The following is a 12,588-nucleotide window of genomic DNA, read 5'->3' as shown; positions in this document are numbered from 1 at the left end:
GGTCGGTGCGGGGGTGGGCGGAGCCGTAACGGAGCGGGCGTTTTTCAGCCGCCGACGTCGGTGTTCTCGATGAGCGCGGCGAGTTGGTGGACGTTTCTGCATTCGTGCATGGAAATTATGGCGGCGTAGCCGCTCGCCACGGAATCTCCGGTGTCCCATTGTTCTCTCGGCTCGGGGTTGAGCCAGTAGGCGTGCCGGACCTTCTCGGTGAGGCGTTTCAGGATTTCGGTGTTCGGCGGCTGGTAGTTGGAGCGGGCGTCGCCGAGGATGAGCAGGCTCGTTTTCGGGGTGAGGGCGCTCGCGTGGCGTTCTTCGAATGTTCTCAGGACGTGGCCGTAGTCGGTGCGGCCGAATCTGGAGATGTCGGCTTCGGTGGTCATGCGGGTGATGGCGTCGAGGACGTCGGTTCCGGGGGCGAAATACTTCGTGATCTCGTCGACGGTGTCGACGAAGGCGAACGCCCTGACCTTGGTGAACTGCTCCCGCAAGGCGAACGTGAGGAGCAGGGTGAACTGGGCGAAGCCGGCGACCGAATCGCTGGCGTCGGTGAGGACGACCAGTTCCGGCTTGTGCGGGCGTCGGGGCTTCAGGTGGGTGGTCAGCGGCACGCCGCCCGACTGCAGTGACGCGCGGACCGTTCTGCGGAAGTCGAGACGGCCCCGGTCGCCCTTCTTGTGTTTCATCGAAAGACGGGTGGCCAGCCTTCTCGCCAGTGGATGGATCTCTCGCCGCATTTCGGCGAGCTCCGCTTTGGTGACGCGGAGGAAGTCGCGGCGGTCGATCGGGGGTTTCACCGCCGATCTCGTGATGCGCTCGCGGCCCTGTTCTTCGGCGATCCTGCGCCTGACGTCGGCGGCCACCGCGGCTTCGAAGGCGGCGATGTTCGTGGTGACGCGCTGACGGGCGATCTTCTCTGGGAGGCCGCCGCGTTCACCGAGGAGTCTGGCGATCAGGGTTTGCGGTGAAAGGGCGCGCATCACCGGAAACGAGAACCACGACTGCCGTCCCGGCCCGGCTTGCACCTGGCCGAAGCGCTCGACCATGGCCTGCGCGAAGGCGCGGAACTCGGGCCTGCCCGGGTCGCCTGCCAGCAGGCCGGCGAGTTCGGTCCGGAGGTCTTCGGGGTCGTCGTCGCGGTGCTTCGGCGGGCCCTGGGTCGTCGACGGGAACCAGAGGTCGAACAGGACGTCGAAGCCCTCCCGGTGCTGGGGGCGTTTCACGAGCGTCGCGGCGTAGGCCTCGCGAAGGGTCTGCCGGTCGGCGAGGTCGAGGTGCCGCAGGGCGTTGGCGGCGTCGAGCCCCTCGGCCAGGGAGACGGGAAGGCCGGTCTCCCTCAGGGCGTGCACGAAGCCGATGTGCCGGTCGATCACCGCAGGCCCAGTTCCTTGGCGGCCCGCTGCTGGTCGGAGTGGTGTTTCAGCACGACCCCCAGCGTCTCGGAGACGGTCTGCTCGTCGAGGACCTCCCGGCCCAGGGCGAGCAGGGTGTGCGCCCAGTCGACGGTCTCGGCGATGCTCGGCGACTTCTTCAGCTCCAGGGCACGCAGCGTGGCCGCTGTTCTGGCGAGCTGCTCGGCGACCGTTTCGGCGATGCCCGGGACCTGCGCGAGGACGATGTCGCGCTCGCGTTCGGGGGTCGGGTAGTCAAGGTGGAGGTAGAGGCAGCGGCGCTTGAGGGCCTCGCTGAGCTCTCTCGTGGCGTTCGAGGTCAGCACCACGAACGGTCTCCTCGTGGCGGTGATGGTGCCGAGCTCGGGGATGGTGACCTGGAAGTCCGAGAGGATCTCCAGGAGGAGACCCTCGACCTCGACGTCGGCCTTGTCGGTCTCGTCGATCAGCAGGACGGTGGGGCGGTCTGATCTGATGGCCTTCAGGAGGGGTCTTTCCAGGAGGAACTCCTCGGCGAAGATGTCGTCCCACGCGTCGTCGTCGGCCTGGATCCTGAGAAGCTGCTTCTTGTAGTTCCACTCGTAGAGGGCCCTGGCCTCGTCGAGGCCCTCGTAGCACTGGAGTCTGACCAGGTCTGACCCTGTCGCCTCGGCTATCGCCTTGGCGAGCTGGGTTTTGCCTACGCCTGCGGGACCTTCGGCCAGGAGCGGTTTCTGCAGTACGCCGGCCAGGAAGACCGAGGTGGCGATGGCGTCGTCGGAGAGGTATCCGGTCTGGCGGAGACGGGTGACGGCTTCCGACGGTGAGGCGAACCAGGTCACGTGGGCTTCCCTTTGGGTGAACCGAATGATGTTCTACTGTAGCCCGATTTGGTGGGGGTTCGGAGTCGCGGTAACCTACAAGGGCTTCAAGCGCCGCTAGCTCAGTTGGTTAGAGCAGCTGACTCTTAATCAGCGGGTCCGGGGTTCGAGTCCCTGGCGGCGCACAGCGAGAAACCCCAGCTCAATCGTTTGAGCTGGGGTTTCTTTATGTGACGCCTGGCCATATTCGCCTGTCTAGGCGGCTTGTCGATGTTATCCGTGGACCGCGCAGATCTCCTGCCGGTAGGGCTGGTCTTTGATGGCATTCAGGATGGGCTTCCACCCACCGTATCCCGGGTTGACGTGACGGCCCAGCACGACTGCGGCCACTCGGGAGGCACCTGCCTGCTTCAGCGCGTAAGCGGCCGCCTGAACGCGTGCCCCCGTGGTCCACGTGTCATCTAGGAGCAGAACATGCGCGCCTACGAGGTCGGGCGAGGCGGCGGTGAACCGATCAGGGTGGAACGCTCTCAGATCTGCGGGAACCCTGGAGTTGGCCGTCAGCTGAACCCACGGAAACGCTCGCAGATGGCTTCCGATCAGCGCACGAAGCGGATGCTCACCCTGTCGGCCTCGCGTGCTCGGCACTACGGTCACATGCGTCCATGTGTCCACGAGCGCGGCTCTCTCCACGCATCCGTGGTGATCGGCGAGGAAAAGCAGCAACAGGTTGAGAAGGTTCGTCTGAACCTCCTTCGACGGGAACGTCGACTTGTACGCGGCGAGCGCGTGGGCGTGCTGCTGTCCCTTGACCGCATAGGAGATCGGGACAACCGCATCGGCCACCGACGACTGTGCCGCCTTCAAATGCTGATCACACGTATAGCAGCGCGTCCACTCCGGGCCTGCCGGACCTCGGCAGACGTAACAGATCCCTGGCGCCGGCTCGAGCGGGTTGCGCAGGTAGTAAGCCTGCTGTGCGACGCGCCCGCGCGCCGCTCCCCAAGGATCAACTGCTCCAGGCAAAGGCGGGGATCTCCGGAAGAGAGTCGGGACCTGCGTTGAGTTCCGCGATCAATCTTTCCACAACCGTGAGCAACTCGCCCAAGCTGGAAACCACATGGACCCCCGGCTTCTTGGCATACTCACGCGCCCAGTCGTGCTCCAGCAACTGGTCTGGCATCACCACCGGACGGCCGTGCTCCAGTGCCAGCCGAGCCTGAATCCGCGCCCCGCTCTTCCAGGGTGCTTCGACCACCACCGTGGCCGCCGCGTAGCCGCTCATGACCGCGTTCCGCATCGGGAAGTTCCGCTGACTTGGTGGGGCATCAGGCCAGAACTGGCTGAGCACCAGCCCGTCTCGGCTGATCTGCTCCTGCAAGCGCCGGTTCTCCGCAGGGTAGGACTTGTTGATCCCGGTCCCGATGACCGCCACCGTCCGCCCGCCTGCCTCCAGCGCTGCCCGATGCGCAGCGGTATCGATCCCTTTCGCCAGCCCGCTGACCACGGTCACACCGTTCAACGCGAGGTCCCGCGCCACTGCCGAGGCGATCCGAAGCCCTTGGTCACTGGCCTGCCTGGTGCCAACCACGGCGATCGCTCGATGATCTGGCGCGAGCCGCCCGCGTGAGAACAGAATCGGTGGCATCTGATGGATGCTCCGGAGTTGGCTCGGATAATCCCCATCGAGACACGTGTGTACGCCGATGCCGACGGCGTCCCACTCCCGCAGCATGCTCGCCGCGTCGGCGATCGCCGACTCCATCGGATCGGCCTCGGCGAACAATGCCTCCTGCGTGCGCATCGCATCGCCCAGCACGGCCACAGCGCTGCCTCGCTCGAGGACCTCCAGGCCGAGCTCGGCCCACTTCGCGCCCGGACGCTGCAGCAGCGTCACGAGCGCGGCACGTTCACGCACCTCCGATGGCATGTCAGCGATGTTACTCACGGGACGCACCACACCCCCACGATACCCCGAGACACACTATAATTCGAACTGTTCGAATAGTACTCACCCCTGGCCTAATATTTGGCCGCCTTGTGAGGGGGGCGGATACGCGATACAGCTCGGCGGCACCTTGGCTGGTGAGGAAGTCGGTCGGCCGTCAGAAGCGGGCGCGTTCGCGCCACGACCTCCAGATCCCCTCGTCGCCGAAGACCTCCAAGTCGCCCTCCCGCCGGTTCACCAGCGCCAGGAACAGGTCGGCCGCAGGCCCCCTGACCGCCAGGTCGCCCTTGCCGTGCCCCACCTCCCACACCACCCGGTCCTCCTCCCCGCGCAACATCCACTCGCCCGGGACGTCGGTGGTGTGCAGGTGGACGGTCACCCCGGGGTCGAGGGTCGGGCGGGAGGAGGCGACGGTGTCGATCCACTCCTCGATGCCGTCGGCGGCCAGGTCGGCCGGGAGGTCATAAGGGAGGCCGAGGGCCAGGGCCGCGTCGGCGCGGTGGACGGTCGCCTCGTGGAGGCGGCGGCGCACCCACCACTCGGCCGGGCGGGGGCCGGAGAACGTCCACACGTGGGTGTCCGGGCCGATCTCGTCGACGGCCTGCCGCAGGATGCGGGGACCCTCGCGCAGCCAGGCCAGCGCGCCTTCGGTGTCGGCCGGGGGTTTGCCGTCGCGGACCTCGCGCGGGTCGAGGTATTCGCCGACGCGGTCGCTGATGATCTGGGCCGACCAGCGGTCGCCCCGGCCGACGTGGCGGAAGAGCTGCTTCAGGGTCCAGCCGGGGCAGGTGGGCACCTCGGTGGCCGGGTCGGCGTCGCCGATGAGGTCAGCGAAGCGGTTGTTCTGGTCGATCAGGGCGGTCATGTGGTCCATGGGCACGATCATCCCCGGTCGGCTCGCCGTCCGACAGGAAGAGCAGGCCCGAGCCGGGGTGGCGCAGGGTGGCGCGGATCCGGCGGGCCAGCGCCGCCTCGGTGAGCCCGGCGATCTCGTCGAGCGCGACGAACCGGACTTCGGCGAGCTCGCCGTCGGTGAACCGGATCCCGGCGGTCTCGGCGGGGGTCAGCACCCCGCCGTCGAACAGGAAGGCCAGCAGCGCGCGGCGGTCGGGGCGGGCCGGGCGGACGTCGATGCTGAGCAGGTCGCCCACCGGGCGGTCGAGGCCGAGCTCCTCCCGGAGCTCCCGGCGGGCCGCCGCCGCGGGTGTCTCGCCGCTGCCGACCTCGATCACCCCGCCGGGGATGTCCCAATCGTTCTTGTACGTCGTCCGCACCAGCAGCACCCGGCCATCCGCGTCGGTGAAGAGCACACCGGCGGCGGAGATGGCGACCGGGAGGGCGGCGTACCACGCGGGGAGATTCACCGGCCGATGCTACAGCCGCCGCGGCGGATAGACCCCGATGTCCACGACGGTTCTGTCGCCCAACGGGCGGGACAGTTCGACGGTCAACGGCGTGCGTGGATTGCCCTGGCAGGTGACCGAGCCGGGCACCGGCCGCACCGCCACGACGACCCGCACCTCCTGATCGGTCTCCTCCAGGACGGCCAGTTTGATGCGGCCGGTCGCCGGTCGACCGCTTGCGCATTCGCGCTCGGTCACCCACAACTTCAGGCTGGTGCCGGACGCCGAGGCGAAGGCGAGATGGGCATCGCTGTGGCCGGGGACGACCTGGCGCAGGTCGCACAGGCCGGACATGCGCAGGTTCCAGGCGTCTTCCCGGCCCTGCCGTTCGATCAGCAGGTACCGGTGGGTCTGGAGGGTGGCGCCATTCCGGACTGGCGTGTCGAGTTCGCGGATCAGCGCCACCCGATCATCGTTCTCCTCGACGATGCGCCAGGCCTCCAGATCGGCGGGGGCGCGGACCTCGCCGCCCTTGAGCGCCGCCTGCCCGTTCGGTCCCAGCCTGGTCGCCGGCGGACCGGCGAGCCCGCCCGGCGGAACGACCTCGCCGCCGCAGGAGTAGGGGTGCGTCTGAAGGGGCCGGGGATCGGCGCAGGCCGCCGCGAATAACAGGACCAGCAGGAATCGCCTCGTGTCTTTCACGCGTATCCGGGATGGGTGCGGGCGCAGTCGGCGCAGCGGGAGGTCGCGGAGCGGTCAAGGTTTCCCGCGCCGGCGCGCAACGGCTGATCGGGGCTGATTCGCAGCCACACGCCGGGTGCGGGGGAGGGCACCCGGCCCCACTCGCGCGCGAACTGCTCCGGTGGCGGGAAATGCACGCAGGCGCCCGGCAGATGGGCGAATCCGCTGGGAGAGATCAGGATTTCCCGGACCGGAATTCCGTCACACGAACAGCCTTCTCCGATGATGAGGTCACACCTGTCACACCGATTCCTCGACATGTTCTGGATTATCTGACATGTGCCAGTAGTCGCGGGTCGCGACGGCCAATCCCTCCGCGTCGAACGTCACGAACACGCAGCCTGCCAGTTCCCCCTCTCTCGCGCGCACCCGGAACTCGATCGCCGCCGTGTCGCCGTCGACCAGCGGTTCTCCAAACCGCACGTCCAGCACGTCCTCCTCGGCGAACGACCACGTCAGGTACTCCCTGAGCGCGTCGAGGCCCCGGTGCGGCTCGCGGAAGGGCATCGAGTGGTGGACGATGCCCGGGGCGTACAGAGAGAGAAGCAGGTCGACGTCGTGGACGGCCCAGCCGGTCTGCCAGGTCTGGGCGAAGCGGCGGGCGATCTCCCTGGTGTTCACCCGCCGAAGCCTAGGCTGAGGGAATGTTGGTGGGGACGTCCGGCTGGCAGTACGCCGATTGGCGCGGGGTGCTCTATCCGCCCGGCCTGCCGCAGAAACGCTGGCTGGAACACTACGGCGAGGAATTCGGCACCGTCGAGAACAACGGCGCCTTCTACCGGCTGCCCCGGCGGGAGACCTTCGAGGAATGGCACGATCGCACGCCCGACCATTTCGTCATGGCGGTCAAGGCGAGCCGCTATCTGACCCACGTCAGACGCCTCAGAGATCCGAAGGAACCGGTCGAGCGCCTGATGAGGGTGGCCGAGGGGCTGGGCGACAAACTCGGCCCGATTCTCATCCAGCTTCCGCCCAATCTCCGTTACGAAGGGGACGCCCTCGACGACTGCCTGAAATGTTTCCCCAAAGGCGTCGAGCTGGCCGTCGAACCCCGCCACGAATCGTGGTGGAACGACGACCTGCGGCGAACCCTCGAAAACCGGTCCGCCGCCCTCGTCTGGGCCGATCGGCTGGGCCGGATCCAGGGCCCGCTGTGGCGGACGACGACCTGGGCCTACCTGCGCTTCCACGAAGGAACGTCGAGGAAGAACCCGCCCGAATACGGCGACCGCGCGATGAAGACCTGGCTCGAACGACTGCCCGACGACGCCTACGTCTACTTCAACAACGACGCCACCGGCGCGGCGGTCAGAAATGCCCGCCGATTCCAAAAACTGGCGACAAAATAGGACGTATGCGCACGACGACGCTGTGGCGTCCCACCGGCCCCGAAGAACTGGAGCTGGTCCGCCAGTCGGGCTTCACGGCGTGGCCCCCGAGGCTGCCCGAGCAGCCGATCTTCTACCCGGTCCTCAACGAGGACTACGCCATCAGGATCGCCCGTGACTGGAACGTCCCGGCCTCGGGCGTCGGTTACGTCACCCGGTTCGAGGTCGACGCGGAGTTCGTCGCGCGCTACCCCGTCCAGCGGGCGGGCGGCGAGACGATCCTGGAACTGTGGGTCCCGGCCGAGGAACTCGACGAGTTCAACCGGCACATCGTCGGGCCGATCGAGGTCGTCCACGAGTTCCGGGCCGCATGAGGCTGCTCGGTCCGGCCGAGTTGGACGCCTCCTCGGTCGTCGCGAACAACGCCATGAACCGGGGTCGCCGCCTGCGCGGCTACTCACGTGAGCTCGGACTGAACCTCGCCGTGGCCCTCAGCGGGAAGACGTGGCTGGACCTGTGCTGCGGTGAGGGCCACGCACTGGCGGAGGCCGCACTGCTGGGCGCGGACGTGACCGGGGTCGACCTGGTCGGCCACTTCGCCGTCCCTCCGGCGGCCAACCTGCGGCTGGTCGTCGCGTCGATCCCCGGCTGGCACCCGTCCGGGAAGTTCGACCTGATCACCGTCGTCCACGGCCTCCACTACCTCGGCGACAAGCTCGGGGTCCTCGCCGAGATCGCCGGATGGCTCACCGAGCGCGGAAAATTCGCGGCCAATTTCGACGTCGCCTCGGTCGAGGCCGGATCGCGGCGGAAACTGCTGGCCGCGCTGCGAAGCCGGGGGTTCGTCTACGACTCCAGGAACCGGCGCATCTCGCGAACCGGCCCCGCCGTGGTGGAGTTCCCCTACGAATATCTGGGCGCCGACGACACGGCCGGGCCCAACTACACCGGCCAGCCGGCCGTCGTCTCCCACTACCGGGCATAGCCAAACCCGTACCGGATCTGGAGGTTCCCCGACCATGTCACCGGCGACGCCTTACGGGGTGGAGGATCATCGGAGCGGTGTGCAGGCGGTCCTGGGCCCGCTCAGCCCGGCGGCCATCTTCATCGTGGCCACGATCAAGCCCACCGGGCACCAGGCGGTCAGGGAGCTGGGTGAAGACCTGGCGGGGTTGCTGCGGACGGTCGGGTTCCGGTCGCTGGACCCCGGGTTGTCGTGTGTGCTGGGGTTCGGGTCGCAGTTCTGGGACCGGCTCTTCCCGGGGTTGCCGAAGCCCGCGGGGCTGCATCCGCTCCAGGAGATCCGGGGCGCCCACTACGCGCCCTCGACGCCGGGCGACCTGCTGATCCACATCCGGGCCAACCGTCACGACCTGTGCTTCGAGCTGGCGGGGCTGATCATGGACCGGCTCCGGGACGCGGTCGCGAGCGCCGACGAGGTGCACGGCTTCCGCTACTTCGACGCCCGCGACCTGCTCGGCTTCGTCGACGGCACCGAGAATCCCACCGGCGACCTGGCCTACGAGTCGGTGCTCATCGGCGACGAGGACCCCGGCTACGCCGGCGGTTCCTACGTCCTGGTCCAGAAGTACGTCCACGACCTGGCCACCTGGAACCGGCTCGCCACCGAGGACCAGGAGAAGGTCATCGGGCGCCACAAGCTCTCCAACGTCGAGCTCGACGACGACGTCAAGCCGTCGAACGCGCACAACGCCCTCACGGTCATCGAGGAGGACGGCAGGGAGCTGAAGATCCTGCGGGACAACATGCCGTTCGGCAACGCCTCGCGGGGCGAGTTCGGCACCTACTTCATCGGGTACGCGCGCACCTCCGGGCTGCTGGAACGCCTGCTGGCCAACATGTTCATCGGGGACCCGCCCGGCAACTACGACCGGATCCTCGACTTCTCCACCGCGCTGACCGGTTCCCTCTACTTCGTTCCCTCAGGTGCCTTCCTGGAAGACCCGCCCGAGCCCGTGCGGTCGGGCCGGCTGATCATCGGAGACCTCAAGGGAGTGCCGCAGAAATGAACAACCTCCATCGGGAGCTGGCCCCGATCTCCGAGGCCGCCTGGTCTCAGATCGAGGAGGAGGCCGCCCGCACCTTCAAACGGCACATCGCCGGACGCCGGGTGGTCGACGTGCACGGCCCCGAGGGGAGCGAACTGTCGGCCGTGTCGACCGGGCACACCACCCCGATCCAGCCGCCCGCGCCCGGCGTGCAGGCCCGGCAGCGCGAGGTGTCGCGGCTGGTGGAGCTGCGCCGGCCGTTCGAGCTCGACCGGGAGGCGGTCGACGACGTCGAGCGCGGCTCCAACGACTCCGACTGGCAGCCCGTCAAGGACGCCGCCGCCGCGCTGGCCATCGCCGAGGACCGGGCCGTCTTCGAGGGGTACGGCCCCGGCCACATCTCCGGCGTCATCCCGCTCAGCGCTCACCCGCCGCTGGTGCTCCCGGCCGACGTGCGGGCCTACCCCGACGCCATCGCGCAGGCTCTCGGCATCCTGCGCATGGCCGGGGTCGACGGGCCCTACTCGGTGCTGCTGTCGGCCGACGCCTACACGGGGGTCGCCGAGACGGCCGACCACGGCTATCCCGTGCTGGAGCACATCCAGCGGCTCATCTCGGGCGACATCATCTGGGCCCCGGCGATCAGCGGCGCGGTCGTGCTCACCACCCGGGGCGGCGACTTCGACCTGCACCTCGGGCAGGACGTCTCCATCGGATATCTGAGCCACACCGAGACCACGGTGACGCTCTATCTCCAGGAGTCGTTCACCTTCCTGCCGTTCACGGCTGAGGCGGCCATTCATTTGACGAGTCCGTAATTGGTTCTTCGGCAATTATTGACAGGTCAACCGATACCCACCAGTATTGCCCGGACGAGGCGGGGGCCACAGGATTTTAAACACGGGGAGACATGCGGGTATTCGTCGTGGACGAAGATAGTCAGACGGCGGCCGAGATCGAGGCGGCGCTGGCGAAATCCGGTTATTCGGTCACGGTCGGATCCGACCGGACGAAGACTCTCGGATATGACGTCGTCTTTCTCGGCGTGCGGGGCGACGACGGGAGCGACGCCTGCCGGGAGATCCGGCGGGTCAGCGATGTGCCGATCATCGTTCTGTCGGCCCGCGACGACCAGGCCGGACGGATCCGCGGGCTGCGCGCCGGCGCCGACGACTACCTGGTCAAACCCGTCTGCATGGAGGAGCTGGAGGCCCGCATGGAGGCGGTCCTGCGGCGCACCCGGGGCGGCAAGACCGACGTGCTGCAGGCGGGCGACATCCAGATCGACGCGCGGCGTTATCTGGTCTGGCGCGACGGGCGGAGCGTGCCGCTCACGCCGAAGGAGTTCGCGCTGCTCCGGCGTCTCGTGCAGACGCCCGGGGAGGTCGTCACCAAGCAGACGTTGTTGCTGGAGAACTGGAAGGACCTGAGCCGGTCGGCGGCGCGAACTCTCGACGTCCACATCGCGCATCTCCGGGCCAAACTCGGCGAGCCGAACGTCGTGGAAACCGTGCGCGGGGTGGGCTACCGGTTGGTGCCCTGAGAATACTGGCAGGTGTTGCCAGGAGCGTTCCAACGGCTTCCGGGTTGTGATGTGCCCATGAGAAAGAAGCCGTTCCGGCTGTTAAGCGCTCCACTGCTCGCCCTCACGATGGTCCTGTCCGTCATGAGCTCGCCCGCCAGGGCCGACTCCGACCCGCTGATCGCCCTCCAGTGGGAACTGGCCCGCACCACCTACACCCTGGTCGAGGCTCTGAACCACCCCCGTCCCGCCCTCGGCCGGGCCGCCCGGTCGCAGAGCATCTCCGTCGACATCGCCGCCCCGCGCGACGAGGTCTTCGCGATCTACTCGAACTTCGAGAACCACCTCGGGGCCAACCCGCTGCTCCAGCGGGTGGTCGTCCACTCCGACACCACCGCCGGCGGGGTCCGGACCGTCGACCAGACCGCGATCGAGAACACGCCGCTCCAGCCGGGGCTGCCCGCGACCCCGATCAACACCCACGCCCAGCAGCGGATCAACGCGGCCGGCTACTTCTACGAGGTCGACTCGTGGACGCTGCCCAACGTCATCACCCACCAGACGATCACCTTCGATGACCTCGGCGCGGCCGGGACCCGGGTGACCGAGAAGCTGACGTTCGAGGCCAGTGTCCTGCTGATCGACTACACGGTGTCGCAGGGCGTCATGGCCCACCAGGGCATCCAGTCGGTGTTCAAGCAGCGCATCGAGAGCGGTTACTACGGCTAGTCCTGCGGGTGCACCGCGAGGGCGCCCGCCGCGTTGCGGATCGCGAACGTCACGCTGCCGGCCCGGTAGCGGTCGTCGGACCACTCCGCCGGGCGTCCTTCCCGCGTCGTCGTCACCCGCCGCTGCCGCAGCAGCGGCCCGCCCCGCCGCACTCCGAGCAGGCGGGCGTCCTCCGTCCCGGCCGCGACGGCGTCGATCAGATGCTCTCCGTACGCGAACACCAGGCCCCGCGACTCGTAGAGGGCCCGGGTGACCGAGTCGCAGTCGGCCGGTAACCGCTCGACCGCCGGGGCGAGCCATCCGGCGTAGACGGTCCGTTCCAGCAGCACCGCGACGCCGTCGAGGCGGCGCAGCCGCAGCACCCGCAGCACCGGATCGCCGACGGCCAGCCCGAGACGGGCCGCCTCGGCGGCGTCGGCCGCGCGGCGGCGCTGGTCGATGACCTGGCCGGTCACCTCGTGCCCGGCGGCCCGCGCCCACTCCGCGAAACTGTGCAGCACCGCGAAGTTCTGGCTGCGTTCGCGGCCCAGCACGATCCGTCTGGCACCCTGGCGGGAGCCCACCAGCCCTTCGGCGGTCAGCACCGCGACGGCCTGGCGGATCGTGCCCCGCGCGACCCCGTGCCGGGCGGCCAGCACGGTCTCCGAGGGCAGGGGCGCGCCGACCGGCAGCTCCCCGCCGAGGATGGCCGCCCGGAGCTCGTCGGCGATGCGCGCGTAACGCGGGTGCACGGGCCGCTCCCAGTCTTTGTGTACAGGACGGCCTTCACCGTACGGTTCG

Annotated in this window: 16 protein-coding genes and 1 tRNA gene; 8 read left to right on the top strand and 9 right to left on the bottom strand. The window is 68.5% G+C overall.

Translation table 11 applies throughout. From position 1 onward, the window contains the following. Positions 1 to 44 precede the first annotated feature (44 nt). Together AW273_RS19975 and AW273_RS19970 are read right to left on the bottom strand one after the other, a co-directional pair. Positions 45 to 1,370, bottom strand: coding sequence for a vWA domain-containing protein (locus AW273_RS19975; RefSeq protein WP_062349956.1), 1,326 nt, complete (start codon positions 1,368 to 1,370; stop codon positions 45 to 47). Beyond that, the gene (locus AW273_RS19970; protein ID WP_062349954.1) at positions 1,367 to 2,209 is read right to left on the bottom strand and encodes an AAA family ATPase; all 843 of its coding nucleotides are present in this window, start codon (positions 2,207 to 2,209) and stop codon (positions 1,367 to 1,369) included. Before AW273_RS19970 ends, AW273_RS19975 begins: the two co-directional genes overlap by 4 nt. Positions 2,210 to 2,299: 90 nt before the next feature. Here AW273_RS19970 and AW273_RS19965 point away from each other — a divergent pair. Continuing rightward, a tRNA-Lys gene (locus AW273_RS19965) sits at positions 2,300 to 2,373 on the top strand. Positions 2,374 to 2,461: 88 nt separating this feature from the next. On the opposite strand, the gene AW273_RS35800 is transcribed toward AW273_RS19965, so the two are convergent. The 6 genes from AW273_RS35800 to AW273_RS19935 form a co-directional block, all read right to left on the bottom strand. Continuing rightward, positions 2,462 to 3,055, bottom strand: a complete 594-nt coding sequence (locus tag AW273_RS35800) for a ComF family protein (RefSeq protein WP_063910032.1) — start codon at positions 3,053 to 3,055, stop codon at positions 2,462 to 2,464. 142 nt (positions 3,056 to 3,197) lie between these two features. After that, a complete protein-coding gene (locus AW273_RS19955; RefSeq protein WP_062350122.1) occupies positions 3,198 to 4,118 on the bottom strand; it encodes a DNA-processing protein DprA in 921 nt (306 codons plus the stop codon). Positions 4,119 to 4,293: 175 nt separating this feature from the next. Further along, complete coding sequence (locus AW273_RS19950; RefSeq protein WP_062349952.1) at positions 4,294 to 5,010, bottom strand: maleylpyruvate isomerase family mycothiol-dependent enzyme; 717 nt, start codon at positions 5,008 to 5,010, stop codon at positions 4,294 to 4,296. Further along, positions 4,964 to 5,500 (bottom strand): NUDIX domain-containing protein, encoded by a 537-nt coding sequence (locus tag AW273_RS19945; protein WP_063910031.1) that lies wholly within the window; start codon positions 5,498 to 5,500, stop codon positions 4,964 to 4,966. Before AW273_RS19945 ends, AW273_RS19950 begins: the two co-directional genes overlap by 47 nt. A gap of 9 nt (positions 5,501 to 5,509) precedes the next feature. Continuing rightward, positions 5,510 to 6,181 (bottom strand): hypothetical protein, encoded by a 672-nt coding sequence (locus AW273_RS19940; protein WP_062349950.1) that lies wholly within the window; start codon positions 6,179 to 6,181, stop codon positions 5,510 to 5,512. 279 nt (positions 6,182 to 6,460) lie between these two features. Continuing rightward, positions 6,461 to 6,841, bottom strand: a complete 381-nt coding sequence (locus tag AW273_RS19935; protein ID WP_062349948.1) for a nuclear transport factor 2 family protein — start codon at positions 6,839 to 6,841, stop codon at positions 6,461 to 6,463. Between the two features lie 23 nt (positions 6,842 to 6,864). Here AW273_RS19935 and AW273_RS19930 point away from each other — a divergent pair, with 23 nt between their 5' ends. From AW273_RS19930 to AW273_RS19900, 7 genes are all read left to right on the top strand, one after another. Beyond that, entirely contained in the window at positions 6,865 to 7,569 is a 705-nt protein-coding gene (locus AW273_RS19930; protein WP_062349946.1) for a DUF72 domain-containing protein, read from the top strand. Positions 7,570 to 7,574: 5 nt separating this feature from the next. Next, positions 7,575 to 7,922: a hypothetical protein gene (locus tag AW273_RS19925; RefSeq protein ID WP_062349945.1), complete on the top strand. Its 348-nt coding sequence runs from the start codon at positions 7,575 to 7,577 to the stop codon at positions 7,920 to 7,922. After that, the gene (locus AW273_RS19920) at positions 7,919 to 8,533 is read left to right on the top strand and encodes a class I SAM-dependent methyltransferase (protein WP_062349943.1); all 615 of its coding nucleotides are present in this window, start codon (positions 7,919 to 7,921) and stop codon (positions 8,531 to 8,533) included. The genes AW273_RS19925 and AW273_RS19920 overlap by 4 nt, the downstream gene beginning before the upstream one ends. Before the next feature lie 79 nt (positions 8,534 to 8,612). After that, a complete protein-coding gene (locus AW273_RS19915) occupies positions 8,613 to 9,578 on the top strand; it encodes a Dyp-type peroxidase (protein WP_063910030.1) in 966 nt (321 codons plus the stop codon). Beyond that, positions 9,575 to 10,375, top strand: coding sequence for a family 1 encapsulin nanocompartment shell protein (locus AW273_RS19910; protein WP_062349941.1), 801 nt, complete (start codon positions 9,575 to 9,577; stop codon positions 10,373 to 10,375). Before AW273_RS19915 ends, AW273_RS19910 begins: the two co-directional genes overlap by 4 nt. Positions 10,376 to 10,482: 107 nt before the next feature. Continuing rightward, positions 10,483 to 11,100, top strand: coding sequence for a response regulator transcription factor (locus AW273_RS19905; RefSeq protein ID WP_198168247.1), 618 nt, complete (start codon positions 10,483 to 10,485; stop codon positions 11,098 to 11,100). Positions 11,101 to 11,157: 57 nt separating this feature from the next. Further along, the gene (locus AW273_RS19900) at positions 11,158 to 11,808 is read left to right on the top strand and encodes an SRPBCC family protein (RefSeq protein WP_062349936.1); all 651 of its coding nucleotides are present in this window, start codon (positions 11,158 to 11,160) and stop codon (positions 11,806 to 11,808) included. On the opposite strand, the gene AW273_RS19895 is transcribed toward AW273_RS19900, so the two are convergent. Beyond that, the gene (locus AW273_RS19895) at positions 11,805 to 12,539 is read right to left on the bottom strand and encodes a GntR family transcriptional regulator (protein WP_062349934.1); all 735 of its coding nucleotides are present in this window, start codon (positions 12,537 to 12,539) and stop codon (positions 11,805 to 11,807) included. The genes AW273_RS19900 and AW273_RS19895 overlap by 4 nt on opposite strands. Positions 12,540 to 12,588 lie beyond the last annotated feature (49 nt).

Source organism: Herbidospora yilanensis (genome assembly GCF_001570565.1).
In the GTDB taxonomy this organism is placed as follows: Bacteria; Actinomycetota; Actinomycetes; order Streptosporangiales; family Streptosporangiaceae; genus Herbidospora; species Herbidospora yilanensis.
The sequence above is the reverse complement of the archived record's forward strand: the minus strand, read 5'-3'. Positions and strand labels throughout refer to the sequence as shown.